This window comes from Streptomyces sp. NPDC058872 (assembly GCF_042743065.1).
In the GTDB taxonomy this organism is placed as follows: domain Bacteria; phylum Actinomycetota; class Actinomycetes; order Streptomycetales; family Streptomycetaceae; genus Streptomyces.
The window spans coordinates 13,255-39,295 of record NZ_JBHYMK010000066.1 but is presented as its reverse complement, the minus strand read 5'-3'; the positions used below and the strand labels follow the sequence as shown (position 1 = coordinate 39,295).

At 72.4% G+C, this 26,041-nt stretch carries 18 protein-coding genes; 6 read left to right on the top strand and 12 right to left on the bottom strand.

What is annotated here, in order from left to right:
- Nucleotides 1–92: 92 nt before the first annotated feature.
- On the bottom strand, nucleotides 93–1,694 hold the full coding sequence (locus ACFW22_RS30610) for a von Willebrand factor type A domain-containing protein (protein WP_386410787.1): 1,602 nt from the start codon (nucleotides 1,692–1,694) through the stop codon (nucleotides 93–95).
- Nucleotides 1,695–1,909: 215 nt separating this feature from the next.
- Here ACFW22_RS30610 and ACFW22_RS30605 point away from each other — a divergent pair, with 215 nt between their 5' ends.
- Nucleotides 1,910–2,629: a DNA-binding response regulator gene (locus ACFW22_RS30605; protein ID WP_386410784.1), complete on the top strand. Its 720-nt coding sequence runs from the start codon at nucleotides 1,910–1,912 to the stop codon at nucleotides 2,627–2,629.
- A 10-nt stretch (nucleotides 2,630–2,639) separates the two neighbouring features.
- Here ACFW22_RS30605 and ACFW22_RS30600 read toward each other — a convergent pair whose 3' ends face one another.
- The 6 genes from ACFW22_RS30600 to iolC all read right to left on the bottom strand — a co-directional run bounded on the left by ACFW22_RS30600 (nucleotide 2,640) and on the right by iolC (nucleotide 11,739).
- A complete protein-coding gene (locus ACFW22_RS30600) occupies nucleotides 2,640–3,518 on the bottom strand; it encodes an ABC transporter permease (RefSeq protein WP_386410781.1) in 879 nt (292 codons plus the stop codon).
- Nucleotides 3,515–6,211: a CocE/NonD family hydrolase gene (locus tag ACFW22_RS30595; protein WP_386410778.1), complete on the bottom strand. Its 2,697-nt coding sequence runs from the start codon at nucleotides 6,209–6,211 to the stop codon at nucleotides 3,515–3,517. The genes ACFW22_RS30600 and ACFW22_RS30595 overlap by 4 nt, the downstream gene beginning before the upstream one ends.
- A gap of 194 nt (nucleotides 6,212–6,405) precedes the next feature.
- Complete coding sequence (gene mmsA, locus ACFW22_RS30590) at nucleotides 6,406–7,908, bottom strand: CoA-acylating methylmalonate-semialdehyde dehydrogenase (RefSeq protein ID WP_386410775.1); 1,503 nt, start codon at nucleotides 7,906–7,908, stop codon at nucleotides 6,406–6,408.
- Between the two features lie 14 nt (nucleotides 7,909–7,922).
- Nucleotides 7,923–9,776, bottom strand: a complete 1,854-nt coding sequence (iolD, locus tag ACFW22_RS30585; protein ID WP_386410772.1) for a 3D-(3,5/4)-trihydroxycyclohexane-1,2-dione acylhydrolase (decyclizing) — start codon at nucleotides 9,774–9,776, stop codon at nucleotides 7,923–7,925.
- Entirely contained in the window at nucleotides 9,773–10,612 is an 840-nt protein-coding gene (iolB, locus tag ACFW22_RS30580) for a 5-deoxy-glucuronate isomerase (RefSeq protein WP_386410769.1), read from the bottom strand. Before iolB ends, iolD begins: the two co-directional genes overlap by 4 nt.
- A 122-nt stretch (nucleotides 10,613–10,734) precedes the next feature.
- Nucleotides 10,735–11,739, bottom strand: a complete 1,005-nt coding sequence (gene iolC / locus ACFW22_RS30575) for a 5-dehydro-2-deoxygluconokinase (RefSeq protein WP_386410790.1) — start codon at nucleotides 11,737–11,739, stop codon at nucleotides 10,735–10,737.
- Nucleotides 11,740–11,908: 169 nt separating this feature from the next.
- On the opposite strand from iolC, the gene ACFW22_RS30570 reads away from it, so the two are divergent.
- A complete protein-coding gene (locus ACFW22_RS30570) occupies nucleotides 11,909–12,820 on the top strand; it encodes a sugar phosphate isomerase/epimerase family protein (RefSeq protein ID WP_386410766.1) in 912 nt (303 codons plus the stop codon).
- Nucleotides 12,821–13,054: 234 nt separating this feature from the next.
- On the opposite strand, the gene ACFW22_RS30565 is transcribed toward ACFW22_RS30570, so the two are convergent.
- Nucleotides 13,055–13,801, bottom strand: coding sequence for a phosphotransferase family protein (locus tag ACFW22_RS30565; RefSeq protein WP_386410762.1), 747 nt, complete (start codon nucleotides 13,799–13,801; stop codon nucleotides 13,055–13,057).
- A 398-nt stretch (nucleotides 13,802–14,199) separates the two neighbouring features.
- Between ACFW22_RS30565 and ACFW22_RS30560 the strand changes: the two genes are divergently transcribed.
- Nucleotides 14,200–14,397, top strand: a complete 198-nt coding sequence (locus ACFW22_RS30560) for a helix-turn-helix transcriptional regulator (RefSeq protein WP_384884542.1) — start codon at nucleotides 14,200–14,202, stop codon at nucleotides 14,395–14,397.
- 146 nt (nucleotides 14,398–14,543) lie between these two features.
- Here ACFW22_RS30560 and ACFW22_RS30555 read toward each other — a convergent pair whose 3' ends face one another.
- Entirely contained in the window at nucleotides 14,544–16,787 is a 2,244-nt protein-coding gene (locus tag ACFW22_RS30555; RefSeq protein ID WP_386410758.1) for an MMPL family transporter, read from the bottom strand.
- Between the two features lie 164 nt (nucleotides 16,788–16,951).
- Here ACFW22_RS30555 and ACFW22_RS30550 point away from each other — a divergent pair, with 164 nt between their 5' ends.
- Nucleotides 16,952–17,635: a TetR/AcrR family transcriptional regulator gene (locus ACFW22_RS30550; RefSeq protein WP_386410755.1), complete on the top strand. Its 684-nt coding sequence runs from the start codon at nucleotides 16,952–16,954 to the stop codon at nucleotides 17,633–17,635.
- Here ACFW22_RS30550 and ACFW22_RS30545 read toward each other — a convergent pair.
- Nucleotides 17,613–18,827 (bottom strand): cation:proton antiporter, encoded by a 1,215-nt coding sequence (locus ACFW22_RS30545; protein ID WP_386410752.1) that lies wholly within the window; start codon nucleotides 18,825–18,827, stop codon nucleotides 17,613–17,615. The two genes, ACFW22_RS30550 and ACFW22_RS30545, sit on opposite strands and share 23 nt — an antisense overlap.
- Before the next feature lie 229 nt (nucleotides 18,828–19,056).
- Between ACFW22_RS30545 and ACFW22_RS30540 the strand changes: the two genes are divergently transcribed.
- Both ACFW22_RS30540 and ACFW22_RS30535 read left to right on the top strand, forming a co-directional pair.
- Nucleotides 19,057–19,281 (top strand): heavy-metal-associated domain-containing protein, encoded by a 225-nt coding sequence (locus ACFW22_RS30540; protein WP_386410749.1) that lies wholly within the window; start codon nucleotides 19,057–19,059, stop codon nucleotides 19,279–19,281.
- Between the two features lie 73 nt (nucleotides 19,282–19,354).
- Nucleotides 19,355–21,580, top strand: a complete 2,226-nt coding sequence (locus ACFW22_RS30535) for a heavy metal translocating P-type ATPase (protein ID WP_386410746.1) — start codon at nucleotides 19,355–19,357, stop codon at nucleotides 21,578–21,580.
- 344 nt (nucleotides 21,581–21,924) lie between these two features.
- Here ACFW22_RS30535 and ACFW22_RS30530 read toward each other — a convergent pair whose 3' ends face one another.
- Together ACFW22_RS30530 and ACFW22_RS30525 are read right to left on the bottom strand one after the other, a co-directional pair.
- Nucleotides 21,925–23,214: a citrate synthase gene (locus tag ACFW22_RS30530; protein WP_386410743.1), complete on the bottom strand. Its 1,290-nt coding sequence runs from the start codon at nucleotides 23,212–23,214 to the stop codon at nucleotides 21,925–21,927.
- 179 nt (nucleotides 23,215–23,393) lie between these two features.
- The gene (locus ACFW22_RS30525) at nucleotides 23,394–25,619 is read right to left on the bottom strand and encodes an ATP-dependent RecD-like DNA helicase (RefSeq protein ID WP_386410740.1); all 2,226 of its coding nucleotides are present in this window, start codon (nucleotides 25,617–25,619) and stop codon (nucleotides 23,394–23,396) included.
- Nucleotides 25,620–26,041 lie beyond the last annotated feature (422 nt).

Below are 26,041 nucleotides of genomic sequence, written 5' to 3'. Positions count from 1 at the left end.
CTCCCGCCGGCGGGGCGGTGGGAGGGGGGCCGCGCCCGCCCTCCCACCGCCCCCTACTGCCGTCACATGTCGTCAGACGCCTTCACGCGTCGTCAGCTGTACGGGTCGCCCGACCGCAGCTCCCCCTCCCCGGAGGGGTTCCCGGGCTCCTGGGGACCCCGCAGGGCGGAGGCCTGCCGAACGGATTCGGCCAGCTCGCGGACGACGGCCGAACCCGATCGTGCGGCGATCCCCTCGGCGCTGCGGACGAGCGCCGGAAGCCCCGGATGGCCCGGCAGGTCTCCGCCGCGCAGGGCATCGGCGAAGTAGGCGGCGATCGCGGTCAACTGCAGGCTGTCGTGGCCGCCGCCCCAGACGTCGCCGGTCAACGCGGCCGTCCCCACCGTGCCGGAGCGCTCGTGCGGGGCACGGGTGGTCGGATCGAGCCAGCGGACCGTGGCCGTGGCGACCGGCCCCGCCGCCCCGGGCCTGGTCTTGACGGCGTAGAGCGCCGTGACGGTGTGTCCGGCGCCGACCTCACCGCCGTCCACCCGGTCGTTCCGGAAGTCCTCGTCGGCGACCTCGCGGTTCTCGTACCCGACGAGCCGGAACTTCTCCACGGTCCCCCGGTCGAAGGCGACCTGCGCCTTGGCGTCGCGGGCCCGCAGTTCGACGTGGCTGGGCAGCTGGTCGACGAAGACCTTCCGGGCCTGCGCCGAGGTGGCGACGTACGTCGTCTGCCCGTCCCCCCGGTCGGCGAGCCGCTCCATGAACGCGTCGCCGAATTCGCTGCCCACTCCGACGCCGAAGAGGGTGATGCCGTACTCCCGGCGCTCCTCCTCGATGCGGGCGAGGATGGTGTCGGCCTCCGTGGCCCCGGTGTTGGCGAGCGCGTCGGAGAGCAGCACCACCCGGTTGGTGGCGCCCCGACGGTGCCCGGCGACGGCGACGTCGTAACCGGTGCGGACGCCTGCCTCCACGTTCGTGGAGGCACCCGTCCCGAGGGCGGAGACCGCCTCGCGGATCCGGTCGCGGGCCTCTCCGACACGGGTCATGGGCAGCCGGGTCTCGGCCTCGGTGCTGAAGGTCACGAGTGCGATCGAGTCGTCGTCGCGGAGCTGGTCGGCAAGCAGCCCGAGGGACTCCTTGACCAGGTCGAGCCGTCCGGGCTCGCCCATCGAGCCGGACACGTCGACGACGAAGGTGAGCGCGGCGGGCGGACGTTCGGCGTTCCGGTCGGCCCCCCGGGTGGCGAGCCCGACCCGGACCAGGGACCACCCGTCCCGACCGGTGCGGGCCCCGTCCAGGGTCACGCTGAAGCCGTTGTCCTCCGGGCGCGGGTAGTTGGGGCGGAAGCTGTTGACGAACTCCTCGGGCCGCACGCTCGCCGGCGCGGGGAGCCGTCCTTCGGCAAGCGTGCGCCGGGCGTAGCCGTAGGAAGCGGTGTCCACGTCGAGTGCGAAGGTGGACAGGTAGTCGGGGGCGGGCGCGGGAGAACGCTGCTCGCCCTCCCGGGGCTGCACGGTGTCGCCCCGTGCACCGTCCGGGGCGGCGGGCGCGTGCCCGCCCCCCTCGGCGAACCCCCGGTCGCCGCCGCTCCCGCCTCCGTCTCCGTTCGCGCCGCAGCCGGCGAGCGCCAGGCCGGCGGCGAGCAGGGCCGCGACCGCGGCGCGGGACCCGCGCCCTCCGCCCGCCCGTTGGTTTCGGTGTGCCATGTCATCTCCCCCTGCTGATGAGGCTCTTGTGAAGATGACGAACGAACGGCCCGCGAGGAGCCACCGGAGGCGTTGCGAATGCGTCTCGATGCGGCAACGGCGGCGGGGGTGGACCTTGATGGCATGGATTCGCCATCCTTCTCAACAGGGCTTGTCACCGTATGCAGTCACATGCGTACATGGAGTGGATGTCGATCGGGCGGGGGTGGTCAACGGTGGCAGAGAGCGCGGGCTCCGTGATGCTTGCCCGTTCGGCAATGAACCGGGCCGCGGCCGAAGGGCAGCGGTCCATCGGCCGGCCGGTCCGGGGCGCACGGCGGATCAGTGCCGCACTGGCCGGACTGGCAGCCTCCACCCGGCACGAGTTACTCACCTTCGACGATCCGGTCGCCTCCGCTGGCTGCGCGATCCCCGAGCCGTTCCTGCAGTTGGCAGGAGCGTGCATGCGGGCCGCGGCGGAGCGGGCCGACGAGGTCAGGCGGATCGTGCCGCGGCACGCACTGCCCCACCTGTTGGGAGGGCTCCGGCCTCCCGGACGGGCCCGCCTCATGGAGGCCATTCCGTTCAAGATGATCCTCGTCGACCGGACGGTGGCCGCGATCCCGCTCGATCTGGAACTGCTGTACAACGGCCTGCTACTGATCCGCGACCCGGTGGTCGTGCAGGCCCTCGTCCGCGCCCATCACGTCTGCTGGACGGCTGCCGAGGAGCTGATGTGCGCGCCGCCGCCGGCGCCACCCCCACGGGACCTACCGGCGCAGTTGCGCCCGGTGCTGGACGCCCTTCTGTCGGGGGTGACGGACGAGACCGCAGCGGCCAGGCTCGGCATGTCCGCCCGGACGTACAGCCGCAGGGTGGGCGACCTGATGGCCGTCCTCGGCACGACCAGCCGCTTCCGTGCGGGCGCGGAAGCGGCACGCCGGGGGTGGGTGTGACGGGAAGCCGCTAGGAGACGATGTCCTTGCGGGCGAAGCCGCGGAAGGCGAGCGCGAAGAGGACCAGGGCGTAGGTCACGGAGATCGCCGTTCCCCTCACCATGCCACCCCACTCGAGTTGGGGTTGGAGCGCGTCGATCCAAGCGAACTGCCAGTGTGCGGGGAGGAAGTCACGCCAGTCGCCGAGGGCCGTGACGGCATCCAGCACATTGCCGACGATCGTCAGGCCGACGGCCCCGCCGACCGCGCCGAGCGGGGCATCGGTGCGGGTGGACAGCCAGAAGGCGAGTCCTGCGGTGACGAGTTGGGAGGCGAAGACGAAGGCGACGGCGATCGCGATCCGGAGCAGGGCGTCCCCTGCGGGCACCGATCCACCGGTCGGCAGCCGGAGCGGCCCCCAGCCGTAGGCGACCGTGCCCGCGGCCAGGGCGACCAGCGGGAGGAGGACCATGGCCGCCGCGCTGTAGCCGAGCGCCACGACCAGTTTGGACACCAGCAGCCGGGAGCGCGGCACGGGCGCGGCCAGCAGATACCTCAGCGAGGACCAGCTCGCCTCGGAAGCGACCGTGTCCCCGCAGAACAGCGCCACCGGAATGACGAGGAGGAAGCCGGCCGAGACGAAGAGACAGGTGGCCGCGAAGTTGGCGCCGGAAGCCGTCGCCGTGTCGATCAGGGTGATGCGGCCGTTGCGGTCGCCGTTCCCCGAACCGCCGATCGCGAAGGCCGCGATGAGCACGAACGGCAGGGCGGCGAGGATGCCGCCCATGACGAGGGTGCGGCGGCGCTTCCACTGGCGAAGGGCTTCGACGCGCAGGGGCAGGGTGTGTCCGGGCCGGTAGCCGGAGGCGGACGCCTCGGGCGGGGCCGGTTGGGTGGTCGGCGCGCTCATGCGGCTCCTCCGATCAGGGTCAGGAACGCGTCCTCCAGACGCCGGTGCGGGCCCACCCCGGTCAGCGGCACGTCCAGGCGGACGAGTTCCCCGATGAGGGCGGTCGCGTCGGAACCGTCGAGGCGGACCAGGAGTCCGCCGTCGGCGCGGGCGACGGAGCCGACGCCCGGCAGGGCGCCGACCTTCTCGACCAGGACGTCGGAGACGGGCTCCCCGAGCGTGACGAGCAGGGTGGAACCGGAGCCGGTGATCTCGGCGACCGGCCCGGCCTGTACGAGCTGGCCCCGGTCCATGACGACCAGGTGGGTGCAGGACTGTTCCACCTCGGCCAGCAAGTGGCTGGAGACGATGACGGTACGGCCACCTGCCGCGTACCGGATCATCACCTCCCGCATCTCGCGGATCTGCGGCGGGTCGAGCCCATTGGTCGGCTCGTCGAGGATCAGCAGGTCCGGCAGTCCGAGCATGGCCTGGGCCAGGGCGAGGCGCTGCCGCATGCCCTGCGAGTAGGTGCGCACGGCGCGTTCGAGGGCGCTCCCCAGGTTCGCGATCCGCAGGGCCTCGTCGACGTGGGCGTCCTCGGCGGGACGGCCGGTGGCCTTCCAGTACAGGTCCAGGTTCTCCCGTCCCGACAGGTGCGGCAGGAACCCGGCGCCTTCCACGAAGGCGCCGACGCGGGAGAGCACCGGGGCGCCCGGACCGATGGCCTGGCCGAAGACCCGGATCTCGCCCTCGTCGGGGGTGATGAGTCCCATCAGCATGCGCAGGGTGGTGGTTTTGCCCGCGCCGTTCGGCCCGAGGAGCCCGAGGACCTGCCCCTGCTCGACGCGGAAGGAGAGGTCCCGGACGCTGTACCGCTCGCCGCCCCGGTACTTCTTGGAGAGTCCGGTGATCTGGAGCGGCACGGAGGAGAGTGCGGGGTCGGGCGCGGGGGCGGTGGTCCTGCGCCGGGCGGTGAGCAGCAGGACGGCGGCCCCGACGAGGGCCAGCAGCGGCAGTCCCCAGACCCACCGGGGAAGGGCGGTGGCCTGGGCGGCGAGACCGGGTGCGGTGGGCACGGCGAGCGGGCCCTCGACGGCGACGGCATAAGCGGCGGGGACCGTCGGGGAGGCGTAGCCGAGGTCGGTGGCGGCGATCACGAGCCGCAGCCGGTGCCCGGCCTCGACCTCGTGGTCGATCGCGGGGAGGGCCAGGGTGAGGCTGCGGCCGGCCGTGGCGTTCTCGACCCGGACCGGGGAGACCAGTTGGGCGGGCAGCACCTGCTGGCGACCGTCGGGACCCACGTCGTAGAGCTTGCCGAAGAGGACTGCGGAGCCGTCGGCAGCGGTGGAGCTGACCTTGACCCGGACGGTCGGGGTACCGGTGATCCGCAGGGGCGCGGCCTGCGGCTCGGCGTCGAACCGGGCGTGCTGGCCGGGGAAGTCGACGGAGAGGCCGACGCCGAGGGAGGAGAGGCCGGAGAGGCCGCCGCCGAGCCCGGGAACGGCCGAGACGGCGGGTGGTGCGGCGCCCGGCGGGTTGGTGAAGGTCTGCGGCGGTCCGGCGAGGAGGGCGGTGACGGTGTGGGAGGCGAGCCCCGGGTAGCGGTCGGCGGTCGCGGCGCGCAGCGTGGCCCGCCCGTCGGTGGAGTCGACGCCGCCGGTACGGCTGACGCGGAAGGCGGGGCCCGTGTCGACGGCGACCTCGCGCTTCAGCCAGCGGTCGAACCAGCTCGTGATGCGGCGCTCGACGCGCTCGGTCTCCCGGTCGCCGCCGTCGTGGCCGCCGGCGATCCAGTCGACGGCGACGGGGGCGCCGTTGGCCGTGAGGGTGCGGGCCATGGCGTCGGACTGGGCGAGGGTGAAGAGGGAGTCGGACTGGCCTTGTACGAGGAGCGCGGGCGCCTTGATGCGGGTGCCGACGGCGGAGGGGCTGCGGGATTCGAGGACGGCGCGGGCCGCCGGATCGGGCTTTCCGGCGACGGCGACGCGCTGGTAGAGGGAACACAGCTCGGCGGTGAACCGGCCGCAGGCGGCCGACCGGGCGGCTGCGGACCGCTCCCCGTCGGCCCGGCCCTCCGGCGCCCGGGCCCCGGGGGCCTGGTTTCCGGGGGCCTGGTTTCCGGCGGAGAAGAAGATGCCGGCCCAGAGCTTCTTGAAGACGCCGTTCGGGAAGAGGGCGTCGGCGAGGTTCCAGTAGGTGATCTGGGGGGCGATCGCGTCGACGCGCGGATCGTTTCCGGCCGCCAGCAGGGAGATCGCGCCGCCGTAGGACGCGCCGGTGATGCCGACGCGCGGGTCTCCGGGCCCGTCGAGGAGCACCTCGGGGCGCTCCGCGAGCCAGTCGATCAGCTTCTGGACGTCCTTGACCTCGTGGTCGGGGTCGTTGAGGCCGATCTCGCCGGTGGAGGCGCCGAAGCCGCGGGCGGACCAGGTGAGCACGGCGTAGCCGTTGCGGGCGAGGCCCTCCGCCTGGGCGCGGACGTCGTCCTTGGAGCCGCCGAAGCCGTGGCCGAGCAGGACGGCGGGACGCCGGCCGGCGGAGTCGTCGGTGAAGTACGAGGTGTCGATGCGCACCCCGTTGATGTCGAGGGCCCGGTCCGCGCGGCGCACGGGCGGCGCTTCGTCCGTGGCGACGGCGGTCCAGGTGCCGGCGCCCGCGAGGACGGCGAGCGCGGCGGTGACCGCGGCCCACCGGGGAAGTCGGAGTCGCATGGTGTCGAGCGTAGGGGGTGGCCGGTGGGTCGGGCCGGACCAGGGGTGGGGCGGGGCGGTCGGGGACCCCGCCGGGTCGCGCGGCACGCCTCCGGTCCGGGGCCCGCGTTCGCCCCCCGTCGCACGGAGCGCCGCCACGGGGCCGGCCCCCGGGCGCGGGGTGCGCTCCGGGGGCCGGTCCGTCGGTCGTGGCGTCAGTGGTTGCGGGGGAAGCCCAGGTCGACGCCGGTCGACGCCTCGGACGGGTCGGGCCAGCGGGTGGTGACGACCTTGCCGCGGGTGTAGAAGTGCACGCCGTCGTTGCCGTAGATGTGGTGGTCGCCGAAGAGCGAGTCCTTCCAACCGCCGAAGGAGTGGTAGCCGACCGGCACCGGGATCGGCACGTTCACGCCGACCATGCCGGCCTGGACCTCCAGCTGGAAGCGACGGGCGGCGCCGCCGTCGCGGGTGAAGATCGCGGTGCCGTTGCCGAACGGCGAGGCGTTGATGAGGGCCAGGCCCTCCTCGTAGGTCTCGGCGCGCAGCACGCAGAGGACCGGGCCGAAGATCTCGTCCTGGTACGCCTTGGCGGTGGTGGGCACGCGGTCGAGGAGGGAGAGGCCGATCCAGTGGCCGTTCTCGTGGCCCTCGACGGTGTAACCGGTGCCGTCGAGGACGACCTCGCAGCCCTCGGCGGCTGCGCCGTGGACGTAGGAGGCGACCTTGTCGCGGTGGACGGCCGTGATGAGCGGGCCCATCTCGGAGGTGGGGTCGGTGCCGGGGCCGATCTTGATCTTCTCGGCGCGCTCGCGGATCTTCTCGACCAGTTCGTCGCCGATGGAGCCGACCGCGACGACCGCGGAGATGGCCATGCAGCGCTCGCCGGCGGAGCCGTACGCCGCGGAGACGGCCGCGTCGGCCGCCGCGTCGAGGTCGGCGTCCGGGAGGACCAGCATGTGGTTCTTGGCACCGCCGAGGGCCTGGACGCGCTTGCCGTGCGCGGAGGCCGTGGTGTGGATGTACTTCGCGATCGGGGTGGAGCCGACGAAGGAGATCGCGGAGACGTCCGGGTGCTCCAGGAGCCGGTCGACGGCCACCTTGTCGCCGTGCAGGACGTTGAAGACGCCGTCCGGGAGGCCCGCCTCGGCGAGCAGCTCGGCGATCTTCAGGGACGGCGACGGGTCCTTCTCGCTCGGCTTGAGGACGAAGGTGTTGCCGGTCGCGATGGCGATCGGGAACATCCACATCGGCACCATGGCCGGGAAGTTGAAGGGCGTGATGCCGGCGACGACGCCGACGGGCTGGCGGATCGACGCCACGTCGACGCGGTTCGACACCTGGGTGGAGAGCTCGCCCTTGAGTTGGGTGGTGATGCCGCAGGCCAGGTCGACGATCTCCAGGCCGCGGGCGACCTCGCCGAGCGCGTCGGAGTGGACCTTGCCGTGCTCGGCGACGATCAGTTCGGCGATGGCGTCGCGGTTGGCGTCGAGGAGCGCACGGAACGCGAAGAGGATCGTGGTGCGCTGGGCGAGCGAGGAGGTGCCCCAGGTCGCGAAGGCGTCCTTCGCGGCGGCGACGGCGGCGTCGACCTCGTCGACGGAGGCGAGCGCGACCTGCGTGGTGACGGCGCCGGTGGCCGGGTCGGTGACCGGGCCCCAGTTGCCCGACGTGCCCTCGACGGTCTTGCCACCGATCCAGTGGTGGACGGTCTTCGTCATGACGAGTTACTCCTTCAGAGATGGCGGCGTCGGGCGATGACGTGCCGGTCGTACTCCTCGCGGGCCTTGACCGCCGACGGGCGGGTCGACGTCTCGGCCACGGGCACATCCCACCACGCCTGGGCCGGGGGCGCGCCCGACACTGTGTCTGGCGTTTCGGTCTCGACGTAGACACATGTGGGAACCGTCGCGGCGCGCGCGTCCACGAGGGCTTCCCGCAGGTCACGGATGGTGCGGGGGCGCAGCACCCACATGCCGAGGGAGGCGGCGTTGGCACCGAGGTCGACCGGGAGCGGCGGCCCGGTGAAGCTTCCGTCGTCCGCCCGGTGCCGGTAGTCGGTGCCGTAGCGCTCGGCTCCGACGGCTTCGGAGAGGCCTCCGATGGAGGCGTATCCGTGGTTCTGCAGGATCAGCAGCTTCAGGGGCAGTCGCTCCTGGACGGCGGTGACGATCTCGGTGGGATTCATCAGGTACGTACCGTCGCCGACGAGTGCCCAGACGGGCCGTCCGGGCGCGGCGAGGAGCACGCCGAGGGCGGCGGGGATCTCGTAGCCCATGCAGGAGTAGCCGTACTCGACGTGGTACTGGTCGCGGGAGCGGGGTCGCCAGAGCCGGTGGAGGTCGCCCGGGAGCGAGCCGGCGGCGTTGATCAGGATGTCGGTGGCGTCCACCAGGGTGTCGAGTACGCCCAGCACCTGGGTCTGGGTGGGGCGGGCGTCCTCGTCGGGGACGGCGTAGGCGGCGTCGACCTGCTCCTGCCAGTGGTGGTGGGCGGAGCTCCAGCGGGCCGTCGTGCGGGGCGGGCCGCCGAGCGCCCGGGCGAGGGCGGCGAGGCCCTCGCGGGCGTCGGCGACGAGGGGCAGCGCGGCCTGCTTGTGGGCGTCGAAGCCGGTGATGTTGAGGTTGACGAACCGGGCGTCGGGCGGGAAGAGGGTGCCGGACGCAGTGGTGAAGTCGGTGTGGCGGGTTCCGACGCCGAGGACGAGGTCGCTGGTGCGTGCGAGGGAGTTGGCGGTGCTGGTGCCGGTGTGGCCGATGCCGCCGACGTCGCAGGGGTGGTCGTACGGAAGGACTCCCTTGCCGGCCTGGGTGGTGGCGACGGGCAGCCCGGCACGCTCGGCCAGCTCGCGCAGCGCGTCCTCGGCCCCGCTGTGCTTCACTCCGCCGCCCGCAACGATCAGCGGACGTTCGGCGGCCTTCACGGCCCGTACGGCGGCGTCCAGCTCGGCCGCGTCGGGGCGGGGGCGGCGGACCGTCCAGACCCGCTCGGCGAAGAACTCCTCGGGCCAGTCGTGGGCCTCGGCCTGGACGTCCTGGGGCAGGGCCAGGGTCACGGCTCCGGTCTCGGCGGGGTCGGCGAGGACCCGGGCGGCGGCGAGGGCGGCCGGGATCAGGGCTTCGGGGCGGCCGATCCGGTCGAAGTAGCGCGAGACGGGGCGCAGGCAGTCGTTGACGGAGACCTCGCCGGCGTACGGCACTTGGAGCTGTTGGAGGACCGGATCGGCGGGGCGGGTCGCGAAGGTGTCGCCGGGCAGGAGCAGCACCGGGAGGTGGTTGATCGTGGCGAGGGCGGCTCCGGTGACGAGGTTGGTGGCGCCGGGGCCGATGGAGGTGGTGACGGCGTGTGCGGAGAGCCGGCCGGACTGGCGGGCGAAGCCGACGGCGGCGTGCACCATGGCCTGTTCGTTGCGGCCCTGGTGGAAGGGCATCAGGTCGGCGTGCTCGACGAGGGCCTGCCCGATGCCGGCGACGTTCCCGTGGCCGAAGATTCCCCAGGTGGCGGCGATGAGCCGGTGGCGCGCGCCGTCGCGCTCGGTGTACTGGGCGGCGAGGAAGCGGACGAGGGCCTGGGCGACGGTGAGCCTCATGCGTACCCCTCCGTGTGGTCCGGGTGGAAGGAGATCTTCCATTCTCGCTCGGTTCCGGGTCCCGCCATGACGTTGAGGTAGTAGAGGTCGTGGCCCGGTTGGGCGATCGAGGGTCCGTGCCAGCCGTCGGGGACGAGGACCGCATCGCCGTCGCGGACCTCGGCGAGGAGTGCGGCGCCGCCCGGCCGGGAGGGTGAGATCCGCTGGTAGGCGAGGCCGTGCGGGCCGGCGATCTCGTAGTAGTAGATCTCTTCGAGGACGGACTCGACGCCCGGTTGGTGCTTGTCGTGCTTGTGCGGCGGGTAGGAGGACCAGTTGCCCCCGGGGGTGAGGACCTCGACGGCGATGAGGCGGTCGCAGTCGAAGCCGTGTCGGCCCCCGCCCCCGGCGGCGGCGAAGTTCCGCACCTGGCGGGTGCGGTTGCCGCTGCCCCGGGTCTCGAGGGGAACCTCCGGCGCGGGACCGTAGCGGGCGGGGAGTCGTCGCTCGCACTTCGCTCCTGCCAAAGCGAAGCGGCCTCCCGCGCCGGAGGCGATCTGGGCGTGGGCATCGCGCGGTACATAGGCGAAGTCGCTCGCCCCGTCGAACACGCTTGCGCGGCCCGCGAGTTCGAGTTTCTCGCCGTCGACGCGCACGCTACAGGCACCGGAGAGGGGAAGTACGACCCATTCGAAATCCCCGCTCTCGAAGGTGTGGTTCCCTCCGGGACCGAGGACGAGGACCCGGAGGGCGGAGTAGGTCCAGCCGGCCCGCTCGGGGTCGATGTCCACCGCGTAGGGGCCCCGTGCGGCGGAGCCGGCGGGCCGGTGGAGGCGGGCCGGGCGGTCGGGGTTCATCGGGAAGGTCCCTCTCGTTCCTGGATTCTGCGGGTGGGCGGACGTGGTGCCGGGGCGCGTGTCCGACCGGGCGGAGCGCCGCTCGGACGTCCGCGCCCCGGTCGTGCGGAACCGCGCGCCCTTCACCCCGCCCGCTCGCGCCCTCCGGGGCGCGCGGGAGCCGCCGGGCCCCCTGCTCGGCCTTCCCCTCCCGGGAGCGTTCCCGTGCCCGCCGCGAGGGCCGCGGCGATCTCGGTCCGGTCCGGCATGGCGGAGGAGCAGGCGAGTCGGCCGGCGACGATCGCGCCGGCGGCGTTGGCGTGGCGCAGGAGCGCGCCGAGGTCCCGCCCGGCGAGCAGTCCGTCGACGAGCGCCCCGCCGAAGGCGTCGCCCGCGCCGAGGCCGTTGACGACCTCGACCGGCAGGGGCGGCACTTCGGCGCGGATCCCGTCGGCGGTGAGCGCGAAGACCCCTTCCGCCCCCCGCTTGACGACGGCGAGCCGGACCGGGCCGCTCGCGAGCAGGGCGCGGGCGGCGGCCTCCGGCTCCCGCTCCCCCGTGGCGACCGCGCACTCGTCGAGGTTGCCGAGGGCGACGGTGGCGTGGCGCAGCGCCTCGGCGTAGTGGGGACGGGCCGCTGCCGGGTCCGTCCAGAACATCGGCCGCCAGTCCAGGTCGAGGACCGTCGTGCCGTGGCCGGACCGGGCCCGCAGGGCCTCCAGGGTGGCGGTGCGGCTCGGCTCGGCGCACAGTCCGGTGCCGGTCGCCCAGAAGACCCGGGCGGCGCGGATCGCGTCGAGGTCCAGCTCCTGCGACCGGATCTCCAGATCGGGGGCGCGGGGACGGCGGTAGAAGTAGAGCGGGAAGTCGTCGGGCGGGAAGAGCGCGCAGAAGGTGACCGGCGTGGGGTGCGCCTCGACCTCCGTGACCCAGCGGTCGTCCACGCCGAACTCCTTGAGCTCGCGGCGCAGATAGGTGCCGAAGGGGTCGGCACCGGTGCGGGAGAGGAGCGCGGTGCGGCGGCCGAGGCGGGCGGCGGCGACGGCCACGTTGGCCGCGGAGCCGCCGAGGAACTTGCGGAAGGTCTCGACCCGGTCGAGACCGACCCCGCTCTGCAGCGGGTACAGGTCCACGCCGAGGCGCCCCATGGTGATCAGGTCGTACGGCTCCGTCTCCACGTGCCACCCTTCGGCCCGGCCGCCCTCGGCTCCGCACCCAGGTCTAGTCGTCCGCCGGTGGCGTGTCAACGATATGTCCGGACATTCGGACCACCGGACCGCTTGACGCTGCTCGTGGGCTCCGGCCAAGGTGGCAGGCATGACGAAGCCGTCGCCGCAGTCGTCCCGCATCCGCATCGGCTCCGCCCCGGACTCCTGGGGGGTGTGGTTCCCCGACGATCCGCGACAGGTGCCGTGGCAGCGCTTCCTCGACGAGGTGTCGGGCGCGGGGTACGGGTGGATCGAGCTCGGCCCGTACGGTTACCTGCCCACCGATCCCGCCGTCCTCGCGGAGGAGACCGCACGGCGTGGGTTGCGGGTCTCGGCGGGCACGGTCTTCACCGGCCTGCACCACGGCCCCGCCGTCTGGGAGCGCACCTGGGCGCACGTCGCCGAGAACGCCGCCCTCGCCCAGGCCATGGGGGCCGGCCATCTGGTCGTCATCCCGTCCTTCTGGCGGGACGACCGGACGGGCGAGGTGCTGGAGGAGCCGGTGCTCTCCGCGGAACAGTGGCGGCACCTGACCCGGCTGACCGAACGTCTGGGCCGCGAGGTGCACGAGCGGTACGGATTGCGGATCGTGGTCCATCCGCACGCCGACACCCATCTCGACGGCGAGGAGAGCGTGACCCGCTTCCTCGACGCGACCGACCCGGAGGCGGTCGCCCTGTGCTTGGACACCGGGCACTACGCGTACGCCGGCGGGGACAGCGTCAAGCTGATCGAGACGTACGGGGAGCGGATCGGCTACCTGCATCTGAAGCAGGTCGATCCCGGGGTGCTGGCGGACGTGGTGGCGGAGGGGCTGCCGTTCGGTCCGGCGGTGGCGCGGGGGGTGATGTGCGAGCCGCCGTCGGGGGTGCCCGCGCTGGAACCGGTCCTCGCCGCGGCGGCGGCGCTGGACGTGGACCTGTTCGCGATCGTCGAGCAGGACATGTACCCGTGCGAGGTGGACGTCCCGTATCCGATCGCCCTCCGCACCCGGAGCTTCCTCCGCTCCTGCGGGGTGTGACCGGAGCGCGGGCGGCGTGACCTGAGCTCTTGCGGGGTGTGACCGGCGCGGGCGCGGCCCTTGCGCCTCCCCACCCGAACGGGCTCCCGGACTTCTGGGAGCGACCGCGTGCCGTCGGCTGTCGGCAGCGGCTCCGCACCGCGCCCCGTCGGGGGCGAAGGCGGGCGCTGCGCCCCGGAGGGGGGACCGCCCGAGGCATCAGGACTCCTGCGTAGCGGTCGGGCCCGCGCAGCCTCACGTCCGGAATCTCAGCACGTCGACCTCGCAGCCCGGCGCGAAGGGGTCGAAGCCGTGCTCGATCAGCCAGCGGACCGCCAGCAGGCTGCGCAACGACCACCACGCGCGGATCACGTCGAGGTCGATGTCGGTGCCGTAGCCGGCGAGGACGTCGTCGAGGCGCTCCTCGTGTCCGAGCGTGAGGGTGGCGAGGTCGTACAGGGCGTCGCCCTGGCCCGCCTCGGACCAGTCGATGATGCCCGTCACCTCGTCGCCGTCGACGAAGACGTGCGCGACCTGCAGGTCCCCGTGTGTGAACGCCGGAGTCCAGGGCCGGAGCGCGGCCTCGGCAACCCGGCGGTTGCGGCTGACCAGATCCGCGGGCAGGAGGCCGTTCGCCACGAGCGACGCGCACTCGTCGTCGAGCTCCGCCGCCAGCGCGGCGGAGCTTCGGCCGGCCCGGCCGGGCCGGGGCGGCAGCGGTGCGTCGTGCAGCCTCCGGAGGGCGGCGCCCGCCGCGGCCCACGCCGCCGACGACCCGGTCGACGGCCGGCCGAGGTGCCCGAGCGCCGTCCCGGGGAGCGCGGCGATCGCGAGCACGGGCGGCTTGCGCCACAGGACCTCCGGGGTCGGGACCGGCGCGAGGGACATCGCCTCGACCTCGGCGTCCATGCGCGCCTGATCGGCGTCCACCTTCAGGAACACGTCCCCGACGCGCAGGGTCGCGCGCTCGGAATGCGCGACGATGACTTCGACCTCGTCCATGGACGACCATGGTTCCGGGGACGGCCGCCGGAGTCGCCGGGACGACGGGTCCGCTGGCGCGGCTCGACGCGTCCCGCTGCCCGGCGGCCTCGTGTACGACACCGAGCCCTCCGGAGGTCGAGCCCCCGTCTTCCGTCGGGAGTGCCTAGCGCCCCGGCGCGGAGAACGCACGCACCCACGCCGGTGGCCCCGTGTGCCTCTTTCGTCACGGAGGTCTCCTCCTCGTCACACGTGTCCCCGTTACGCGGGTTGCGGGTCACAGGCGCTCGACGGCCGCTCCCCTCCTGCCGGACGGGGTCGTTGCAGGGGGCACAGGCTCAGTGATCGCCAACGCCCGCCCGCAGCGCCCCCGAACGGCATCCCGCCACCGCTGCGCGGCGCGCAGGGAGGTGCCAGGCATGACGGACAGAAGACTCTGGTCGTACAAGGACATCGCCGCACACATCCGGGTGCAGCCCGACACGGTCCGCTCCTACCGGAAGCACGGGCTGCTCCCCGCGCCCGACCACGTGGAGTCGGGCAAGCCCTACTGGTACGCGGACACGATCCGCAGTTGGGTCGCCAGTCGACCCGGCAATCGGAGCCGTCGCGACTGAGGCCGCCCGCCCCGCGTCGCGGCTCCCCTCGTCGCGGCTCCGCACGGACGCGGTGTCGCCGCCGGGCGACCGGATCAGGGCCCGGTCACCCGACGGCGTGCCGGAGCCGCGTGCCGGAGCGGCCCGCTGCCGGTCTCCGTGCGGGGTCACCGGAGCGAGGAGGCGGGCTCCCGCAGCTCTTCGGTCGACTCGGGGGCGCTCCGCGCACCGGAGCGGTGGTCGCCCGCTGCCGCCTCGCTGACCCCGAAGCGGTCGTGGAAGCGGCGCAGCGGCGCCGGCGCCCACCAGGTGAGCCTGCCGGTCAGCTTCATGACGGAGGGAACGAGCAGGCTGCGGACCACCATCGCATCCATGAGGACGGCGAGGGCGACGCCCAGGCCGAGCATCTTGGTGTTGGTGACCCGCGAAGTGCCGATGGCGACCATGACGACGGCGAGGATCACCGCGGCGGCGGTGATCAGACCGCCGGTGTGGCGGAGCCCGAACCGGACGGAGTGCTCGTGGTCGCCGGTGGCGTCGTACTCCTCCTTGATGCGGGAGAGCAGGAACACCCCGTAGTCCATGGAGAGTCCGAAGGCCACGCAGAACATGAGGACGGGCAGCGTGGTCTCGATGTCGCCGGTGGAGGTGAAGCCGAGGAGTCCGGCGAGGTGCCCCTCCTGGAAGACCCACACGACGGCGCCGAACATCGCCGTGAGGCTGAGGGCGTTGAGGGCGACGGCCTGGAGGGGGACGAGGACGCTGCCGGTCAGCAGGAAGACCAGGAGCAGGGTGACGAGGACGACGATCCCCGCAGCCCAGGGCAGCCGGTCGGCGATGGCGTCCTTGGAGTCGACGAGGACGGCGGCCGGCCCGGTGACGGAGGTCTCGAACGGCGCCTCGGCCGCGCGCAGTTCCCCGACGACCCGCTGGGCGTCGGCACCGACGGTCTCGCCCTCGGGCACCACGGTGAAGTAGGCGGAACCGTCGCCGGCGGTGACGGGCCCCTCGGCCCGGGCGACGCCGTCCAGGGCGGCGATCCGCTCGCGGTAGTCCGCGTACTGCGCAGGGGTGGACCGCCCCTCGGCGAGGACGGTGATCCCACCGCCCGGATTCCCCGGGAAGCCTTCGCGGAGCTGGTCCTGGACGACCCGGGACGAGGCGGTGACGGGGAGCTGGCGATCGTCGGCGGTGCCGAACTTCACGTCGAGGAAGGGGAGTCCGAGCAGGACCAGGCCGGCGGTGGTGACGATCGCGAAGACCGGTGCCCGGCGCATCACCAGGCCGGCGAAGCGCCCCCAGCCCGCCCCCGGAGCGTCCTTCCGGGGCGCCCTCCGGACCCGGAGGAGGCGCCTGAGGTCGAGGGCGTTGACCCGGTCGCCGAGGAGGACGAGGGCGGCCGGGAGCAGGGTGAGTGCGGCGGCGGCGGCGAGCAGGACGACGGCGATCCCGGCGTAGGCGAAGGAGCGCAGGAAGTACTGCGGGAAGACCAGCATCGCGGCGAGCGAGACGGCCACGGTCAGGGCGGAGAAGAGGACGGTCCGGCCGGCCGTGCGCAGCGTGGCCCGGACGGCGGCACGGGTGTCGGCACCGGCCGCCAGCTCTTCGCGGTAGCGGCGGACCACGAACAGGGCGTAGTCGATGGCGAGTCCGAGCCCGAGGGCGGTCGTCAGGTTCTGTGCGAAGACGGAGACGTCGGTGAACTCGGTGATGCCGCGCAGGACGGCGTTGGTGCCGAGGATGGCGACGATGCCGACGCCGAGCGGCAGCAGGGCGGCCACGGCACTGCCGAAGACCATGACGAGCAGGACGAGGGTGAGGGGCAGGGCGATGAGCTCGGCCCGCAGCAGGTCCTCCTGGATGACCGTCTGCATCTCGTGGCGGACGGCGAGTCCGCCTCCGAGGGACACCGTGACGGGACCGTGCGTGCCCCGGAATTCGGGGGCGATGCGGTCGAGGACGGCGGCGGCGTCCTTCTCCTCGCCCGCGATCCGGGCGCCTATCACGGCGCGGTGCCCGTCCTCGGAGCGGAGTGCGGGCGAGCCGGTGGACCAGTAGGAACCGACGCCGTCGACGCCGGGTTCGGCGTCGAGCCGCTCGGCGAGCCGCCGGGCCTCGGCGCTGACGGCCGGGGCGTCGACCCCGAGGTCCCCCGCGTCGACGAGCAGGAGCACGTTCGGCTGGGAGCCGGGGAACTGTCGCTCCAGGACCCCGGTGGCGTAGGTGGACTCGGCGGCGGGGTCCTCCCAACCGCCGCTGCCCATGCGGTCGGCGACGCCGCCGCCCGCCAGGACGGCGAGGGCGGTGAGCACCAGGGCGACCAGGAGGGTGAGGCGCGGACGTGCGGTCACGAACCGCGTCCATCCCCCGCCGCGTCCGCCGCCGGACCCTGCTTTCTTGACTTCGGACATGACGCGGTGTCCCCTTCACCGTGACCCGTGCGCGCGCTTCCCGGCAGGTCGCATGGGTCGCCCATTGCCATAGACTGGCAAACACGAGTGATCACTCGCGTTTCACAAGAATGCGAGCGACTTCTCGTGTTTGTCAAACACGTCGAGGAGAACGGGGGACAGTCATGCCCGAAGACGTGTCCGGAGCCCTGCCCGAGGAAACGAAGCCGCGCCGCCGCCAGGCCCGCGGCGAGCGCCGCATCGCGCAGCTGCTCCAGGCCGCCGCGAACGTCTTCTGCGCGCACGGGTACACGGCGACCAGCACCAATGCGATCGCCCGGGAGGCGAGCGTTTCGCCCGGCACGCTCTACCAGTACTTCCCCAACAAGGAGGCCATCGCGATCGAACTCGGCGAGCGCCTGCTGACCGAGATGCGGGAGGCCCACGGCCAGGCGTTCAGCCCGGCCAACCTGACCCTGCCGCTGCCCGAAATGCTGGACGTCACGGTCGACCCGCTGATCGCCTTCAACTGCGAGAACCCCGCCTTCCTCGCCCTGATGCACGGCTCGGAGGTGCCCGGCCGGATCGCCGAGGAGCACGACGCCCTGCACGCCAATCTGCTCGCCCGGACGCAGGAGGTCATCGGCCACTACGCCCCCGCGCTGCCCGTCGAGGAACGCACCCGCATCGCCAACATGACCTTCGCGATCTTCAAGGGCGGCCTCGACCTGATCCTGGCCGCCCCCGAGGGGGCCGAGCGGGAGGCGACGATCGCCGAACTGAAGACCGTCCTCCTGCGCTACCTCTGCCCCTTGGTCGAAGGCCCCTGCGCGGACGAAGCGGCCGTCACCACGACTCGGACCCGCTGACCGACTCCGGCGGTCGCACCTCCCCGCCGGCCCGCGCCCGCATCCTCAGCGCGATCAGCGGGAAGACGAGCACGGAGAGCATGCCGGCCCCGACGAGCGCAGCCGCTTCGCCGGCCGTCATCTCCTGGTCGTCCACGCCGATGGTGGTGATCGCGACGACGAGCGGCAGCGCGGTGGAACCGTAGAGCACGAGCCCGCCGCGGTCCCTGCGGTCGAGGTCCCGGGGGGCGAGGAACCAGATCGGCGCGCCGCGCACCACGAGGAAGAGCAGCAGGAAGACCGGCAGCAGGATCAGGACCCTGCCCCCGTGGAGGAGCGAGTCCAGGTCGAACTCGATCCCGGTCACCACGAAGAAGACGGGCACCAGGAAACCGAAGCCGACGCCCTCGACCTTCTCCAGGATCTGCGGCCCGGAGTCGGGTGCGGCCCCGGTGAGCACGAGCCGGGTGATGAGCCCGGCGGCGAAGGCGCCGAGGAGGACGTCCAGTCCGAGCGCCGTCGACGCCCCGAGCATCAGGGCGAGCAGCAGGAAGACGAAGCGGACGGCGAACTGGCCGCTGGTGTGGAGGGTCTTGGCGATCACGTTGGCGAACCACGGCGGGCGGGGCCGCAGCGCCCAGAACACGGCCGCTGCCGTGAGCGCGGCGAAGGCGGCGAGGAGCGCGGTGGACTCGGCGGCGCCCCGCCCGCTGAGCAGCAGGGCCATGGCGATGATCGGGCCGAACTCGCCGACCGCACCGAAAGCCATGACGACCGAGCCGAAGCGCCCGTGGAGGTCACCGGCGTCCCGCAGCACCGGCAGGACGGTACCGAGGGCGGTGCTGGTCAGGGCGACGCCGATGAAGACGCCCTTGGTGTAGCCGCCGCCGAGCAGGACGCCGGCGAGGAGCCCGAGGCCGAGGGCGATCAGCCAGGCCCACACGGACCGCCGGAGGGTGTCGCCGCGCACCTTGCCGAACTCGATCTCGTAGCCCGCCAGGAAGATCAGCATGGTGAGACCGAGTTCCGAGAACCCGTCGATCAGCGGATCGGCGTGCGCCCATCCCAGGACGTCGGGGCCGACGAGGATGCCGAGCAGGATCTCGAAGATGACGAGGGGGACGGGGAGCCAGCGCCCCACCCCGTAGGCGAGCAGCGGCGCCAGGACGGCGATCGCCATGATCAGAATGAGCATGCTCCCCGAATGCGACATATCGGGTGTTTACCATAGGGTCCGGCCGCACACCCGCGCCGGACGCCCGAGCGGCGCGAGGATCCGAAGGCGCACCGCCCGCCGCCGGAGCACCGACCCGCTCCCACGGACCCCTCCGCCGGGCGCGACCGGGAGCACGCGCACGCCACGCATCGACCGCGACTGGATTTGATACCCCCTAGGGGTATAACCTGGAGTCCGTAGGACCCCGAACCAAGAGGAGAGCGCCATGACCGCAGAGACGAAGACCGAACTCACCACCGTCTACCAGGTCAAGGGCATGACCTGCGGCCACTGCGAGGGTGCGGTCTCCAGCGAGGTCTCCGAGATCCCGGGCGTCTCCTCGGTCACGGCCGTCGCCGAGACCGGCCGGGTCACCGTCGTCTCCGAGGCGCCGCTCGACGTGGAGGCCGTCCGCGCCGCCGTTGACGAGGCCGGCTACGAGCTGGTCTGACCGCCCTCCGCCCCAGCACTCCGCAGGGTCGTACCGTTACCGGGTACGACCCTGCTCTCGTTGGGAAAAGCCCATGACGTCCACCATCACCGAGCTGACGATCGGTGGCATGACCTGCGCCTCCTGCGCCGCCCGGATCGAGAAGAAGCTCAACCGGCTGGACGGGGTGACGGCGACGGTCAACTACGCGACCGAGAGGGCCAGGGTCGAGCACCCGCCGGAGGTCCCGGTCGACGACCTGATCGCCACCGTCGTGAAGACCGGCTACACCGCCGAGGAACCCGCACCGCCACAACCCGCACCCGGCGAAGGGCACGGCGCGGAGCGGGACCAGGACCGGGACCCCGAGCTCGCCTCCCTGCGACGGCGGCTCGTCGTCTCCGCGCTCCTTGCCGCGCCCGTGGTCCTGCTGGCCATGGTCCCCTCGCTCCAGTTCGACAACTGGCAGTGGCTCTCGCTCACCCTGGCCTCCCCCGTCGTCGTCTGGGGCGGACTCCCCTTCCACCGGGCCGCCTGGACCAACCTCCGGCACGGCACGGCCACCATGGACACCCTCGTCTCGATCGGCACCCTCGCCGCCTACGGCTGGTCCCTCTGGGCCCTCTTCTTCGGCGATGCCGGCGCCCCCGGGCTGCGCCACGGCTTCGACCTCACCGCCGACCGGGCGCACGCCTCCTCCGCGATCTACCTGGAGGTCGCCGCCGGAGTCGTCACCTTCATCCTGCTGGGCCGCTACCTGGAGGCCCGCGCCAAGCGGAAGGCCGGCTCCGCCCTCCGGGCCCTGATGGAGCTCGGCGCCAAGGACGTGGCGGTCCTGCGCGCGGGCCGGGAGGTGCGGATCCCGGTCACCGACCTACGGACCGGCGACCGGTTCGTCGTGCGCCCCGGCGAGAAGATCGCCACCGACGGCACCGTCGTCGAAGGCACCTCCGCCGTCGACGCCTCCCTCCTCACCGGGGAGTCGCTGCCCCTCGACGTGGCGCCCGGCTCCACCGTCACCGGCGGCTGCGTCAACGCCTCGGGGCGGCTCCTCGTCGAGGCCACCCGGGTCGGCGCCGACACCCAACTCGCCCGGATCGCGAAGCTCGTCGAGGAGGCCCAGGGCGGCAAGGCCGAGGTGCAGCGGCTCGCCGACCGGATCTCCGCCGTCTTCGTACCGGTGGTGCTCCTGATCGCCCTGGGCACCCTCGTCACCTGGCTGCTCGTGACGGACGACGTCACCGCCGCCTTCACCGCCGCCGTCGCCGTCCTGATCATCGCCTGCCCCTGCGCCCTCGGCCTCGCCACCCCGACCGCCCTCATGGTCGGCACCGGCCGCGGCGCCCAGCTCGGCATCCTCATCAAGGGCCCCGAGGTCCTGGAGTCCACCCGGCGCGTCGACACCGTCGTCCTGGACAAGACCGGCACGGTCACCACCGGCCGGATGCAGCTGACCGGCATCCGCGTGTACGGCGGGCGGTACGGCACCGACGCCACCGACGAGACCGAGCTGCTGCGGCTCGCGGGGGCCCTGGAGCACTCCTCCGAGCACCCGGTCGCCCGTGCGGTGGCGGACGCCGCCGCCGCGCGCTGCGGCGAGCTCCCCGCGCCGAAGACCTTCGAGAACGTCCCCGGGCTCGGCGTCCGCGGTTCGGTCGAGGGCCGGCTCGTCCTCGTCGGGCGGGCCGGCCTGCTCGCCTCCGAAGGGATCGAAGCGCCCGGGACGACGGAGCCCGGCGCCGTCCACGTCGCCTGGGACGGGGTGGCCCGGGGCAGCCTGACCGTCGCCGACGCCGTCAAGGACACCAGCGCCGAAGCGGTCGCCCGACTGCGCGCCCTGGGACTGCGCCCCGTCCTGCTCACCGGGGACCACCGGGCGGTGGCGGAGGCCGTGGCGACCGAGGTGGGCATCGACGAAGTGATCGCGGAGGTGCTGCCCGAGGAGAAGGCCGAAGTGGTCCGGCGGCTCCGCGCGGAAGGACGGACGGTCGCGATGGTCGGCGACGGGGTGAACGACGCCGCCGCGCTCGCCACGGCCGACCTCGGGCTCGCCATGGGCACGGGGACCGACGCGGCCATCGCGGCGAGCGACCTGACGCTCGTCCGGGGCGACCTCCGGGTCGCGGCCGACGCCATCCGGCTCGCCCGACGGACCCTGGCGACGATCCGGGGCAACCTCGGTTGGGCCTTCGGCTACAACCTCGCCGCACTCCCCCTCGCGGCGGCCGGACTCCTCAACCCGATGATCGCGGGTCTGGCCATGGCCCTTTCGTCCGTGTTCGTCGTGTCCAACAGCCTTCGTCTGCGTCACTTCACGTGAATTCGGTTACGTGTGACGCACAGGACCTTCACAAAGAGATCTAGATCACAGATATTGGGGGGTAACCATCTGGGCTGTTCGCGAGTCTAAGTGGGCGATGCCGAAGAACGTCTTGGGGGACGTTCATGGGATGTCTTGGGGGACGTCCCAGGCAAGCGCGGCCGGGGCACGTGCACGGGGAGCTTTGAGCGGCCCTCCCGTACGTACCCCGGCAGACCGCGCACCAGACGCCCGGCCCGGATCCCGTGGGGGGAATCCGCACCGGGGATATGGGAAGCGCCCCGCTCGCCGACCCGTGGGGGGATCGGTGGCGGGGCGCTTTTCGCCTCTCGCGGGGGCTCCGACTAGCGGGCCTCCACCGGGACGAAGTCGCGGAGGACCTCACCCGTGTAGATCTGGCGCGGACGACCGATGCGGGAGCCCGGCTCCTTGATCATCTCGTGCCACTGGGCGATCCAGCCGGGAAGGCGGCCGAGCGCGAAGAGCACGGTGAACATCTCGGTCGGGAAGCCCATCGCGCGGTAGATGAGACCCGTGTAGAAGTCGACGTTCGGGTAGAGGTTGCGCGAGACGAAGTACTCGTCGGAGAGCGCGTGCTCCTCCAGCTTGAGCGCGATGTCCAGCAGCTCGTCGGACTTGCCGAGGGCCGAGAGGACGTCGTGCGCCGCAGCCTTGATGATCTTGGCGCGGGGGTCGAAGGACTTGTAGACCCGGTGGCCGAAGCCCATCAGGCGGACGCCGTCCTCCTTGTTCTTCACCTTGCGGATGAAGGAGTCGACGTCGCCGCCGTTGGCCTGGATGCCCTCCAGCATCTCCAGGACCGACTGGTTGGCCCCACCGTGCAGCGGACCCCACAGGGCCGAGATGCCGGCGGAGATCGAGGCGAACATGTTCGCCTGCGAGGAGCCCACCAGGCGCACGGTGGAGGTCGAGCAGTTCTGCTCGTGGTCCGCGTGCAGGATCAGCAGCTTGTCCAGCGCGGAGACGACCACCGGGTCGAGCTCGTACTCCTGGGCGGGGACCGAGAAGGTCATGCGCAGGAAGTTCTCGACGTAGCCCAGGTCGTTACGCGGGTAGACGAACGGGTGACCGATCGACTTCTTGTACGCGTGGGCCGCGATCGTCGGCAGCTTGGCGAGGAGCCGGATCGTGGAGAGGTGACGCTGCTCCTCGTCGAACGGGTTGTGGCTGTCCTGGTAGAAGGTGGACAGCGCGGAGACCACCGAGGAGAGCATGGCCATCGGGTGGGCGTCGCGCGGGAAGCCGCGGAAGAAGTTCTTGACGTCCTCGTGCACCAGCGTGTGCTGGGTGATCTCGTTCTTGAAGGTCGCGAGCTCGTCGACCTTGGGAAGCTCACCGTTGATCAGCAGGTACGCCACCTCAAGGAAGGTGGAGCGCTCGGCGAGCTGCTCGATCGGGTAGCCGCGGTAGCGCAGAATGCCCTGCTCACCATCGAGGTAGGTGATGGCGGATTTATAGGCGGCGGTGTTGCCGTATCCGCTGTCCAGGGTGACCAGACCGGTCTGGGCTCGGAGTTTTCCGATGTCGAAGCCCTTGTCGCCGACGGTGCTCTCGACCACCGGGTAGGTGTATTCACCGTCCGCGTACCGCAGTACTACAGAGTTGTCGCTCACGTCATCCCTCACCGACGTAGTGCCTCTTCTTCGAGGTGCCCTGACTGTCTCTACCATCCCCCATTTGGCTCAGGAGAGTGCACTCGGGGTCGACCATTGGGCCAATTGGCGGCACTGAGTGCCTCCAACCTTCTCATCCTGCCCCCTTCGCCCCGGTTCCGGAACCCCTCCGTGATCTTTCACACGAGAGCGCTCCCTGTGAGTCGGTGTGCGAGTGCGGTAAAGCGCCGTCCCGCCGACACGGTGCGGACCGCCTGTGCGATCGCCCGGCGGGAGCCGACCAGGACGACGAGCTTCCGGGCCCGGGTCACGGCCGTGTAGAGCAGGTTCCGCTGCAACATCATCCAGGCGCTCATGGTGACCGGGATGACCACCGCGGGGTACTCGCTGCCCTGTGAGCGGTGGATCGTGACCGCGTAGGCGTGGGCGAGTTCGTCGAGCTCGTCGAAGTCGTAGGGCACTTCCTCGTCCTCGTCGGTCCGCACGGTCAGTCGCTGCTCGACGGCGTCGAGGGCCGTGACGACGCCGACCGTGCCGTTGAAGACCCCGTTGGCCCCCTTCTCGTAGTTGTTCCGGATCTGGGTGACCTTGTCGCCGACCCGGAAGACCCGACCGCCGAACCGCTTCTCCGGCAGGTCGGGACGAGCCGGGGTGATCGCCTGTTGGAGCAGCCCGTTGAGCGAGCCCGCGCCGGCCGGCCCCCGGTGCATGGGGGCGAGCACCTGGACGTCCCGACGGGGATCGAGGCCGAACTTGGCCGGAATGCGCCGGGCCGCGACCTCCACGGCCGTCCGAGCGGCGTCCTCCGTCTCCTCCTCCACGAAGAGGAAGAAGTCCGGGAGCCCCTGGGTCTGCGGCGGAACACCGGAGTTGATCCGGTGCGCATTGGTGACCACACCGGACTGCTGGGCCTGGCGGAAGATCTGGGTCAGTCGGACGGACGGCACGGGACTGCCCGGGGCGAGCAGGTCGCCGAGCACCTCGCCCGCGCCGACCGAGGGGAGCTGGTCGACGTCCCCCACGAGCAGCAGGTGGGCCCCCGGCGCCACCGACTTGACCAGCTTGTTCGCGAGCAGCAGATCGAGCATGGATGCCTCGTCGACCACGATCAGATCGGCGTCGAGGGGCCGGTCCCGGTCATAGGCCGCGTCCCCGCCCGGCTTGAGCTCCAGCAGCCGGTGGACGGTGGAGGCCTCGGCACCGGTGAGCTCGGCGAGCCGCTTGGCGGCCCGCCCGGTGGGGGCGGCCAGCAGGACCTTGGCCTTCTTCGCACGGGCGAGCTCCACGATGGAGCGGACCGTGAAGGACTTGCCGCAGCCGGGGCCGCCGGTGAGCACGGCGACCTTGCGGGTGAGGGCGAGCCGCACGGCCTCCTCCTGCTCGGGCGCGAGCGAGGCCCCCGTACGGTCCGCGAGCCAGGCCAGCGCCTTGTCCCAGGCGACGTCCCGGAAGGCCGGCATCCGGTCGTCCTCGGCCCGCAGGAGCCGCCGGAGCTGCCCGGCGAGGGAGAGCTCGGCCCGGTGGAAGGGGATCAGGTAGACGGCGGTGACGGGCGTCCCCTCGGGCCCGGGGACCGTCTCCCGCACGACCCCCTCGGGGTCCTCGGCGAGCTCGGCGAGGCACTCGATGACCAGGCCCGTGTCCACCTGGAGGAGCTTCACCGCGTCCGTGATCAGCCGTTCCTCGGGCAGGAAGCAGTGCCCCTGGTCACTGGACTGCGACAGCGCGTACTGCAGCCCCGCCTTCACCCGGTCGGGGCTGTCGTGCGGGATGCCGACGGACTGGGCGATCTTGTCGGCGGTGAGGAAGCCGATGCCCCAGACGTCGGCGGCCAGCCGATAGGGCTGATTGCGCACGACGGAGATGGAGGCGTCCCCGTACTTCTTGTAGATCCGCACGGCGATGGAGGTGGAGACCCCGACCCCCTGCAGGAAGACCATGACCTCCTTGATGGCCTTCTGCTCCTCCCAGGCGGCCGTGATGTTCTTCGTCCGCTTCGGCCCGAGCCCCGGAACCTCGATCAGTCGCGCGGGAGCCTCTTCGAGGACGTCGAGGGTGTCGAGCCCGAAGTGCTGCGTGATCCGGTCGGCGAAGACGGGTCCGATGCCCTTGACGAGCCCGGACCCGAGATACCGCCGGATGCCCTGGATGGTGGCGGGCAGGACGGTCGTGTAGTTGTCCACGGTGAACTGCTTGCCGTACTGCGGGTGGGAGCCCCAACGCCCCTCCATCCGCAGCGACTCCCCCGGCTGCGCCCCGAGCAGCGCGCCGACCACCGTGAGGAGGTCCCCGGCGCCGCGGCCGGTGTCGACCCGGGCGACGGTGTACCCGCTCTCCTCGTTGGCATAGGTGATCCTCTCCAGGACCCCTTCGACCACTGTCGGACCGCGCACCTCGTTGGACATGCACCGACGGTAGCGAAGGGCTCGGACAGTACGGACACCACCTGTGGAAAACCGTCAGGATTCCCGGTCCACCGTGGGCACGCCGTCTCCGACCCGCCCTCCCCCACCGGGTGGTCCCGCGTCCGACTGCGGCGGCGATCAGGGGGAGTGCCGCGGGGCCGCCCGTGGCCGCACCGACGTGCCCGTCCGGGACGGCACGTCGCGACCGCACAGGAACCTGCCCCGAGATGGCGTTGATTCGCCAGACGGCGCACCCGATCGTCCCGTCGGTGACGAGCGCCGCACGCGCACGCTGCTGTTTCCCGGGACGTGCACGCGGGTGGCTCCGTCAAGACAGCTGCACTTGCCATCCAATCGTCCGGATTCTCCCTTCAGGGCGTTCCGCGCCGGCGGAACGATGGGCGTGCCTTCGGGGCGGCGGC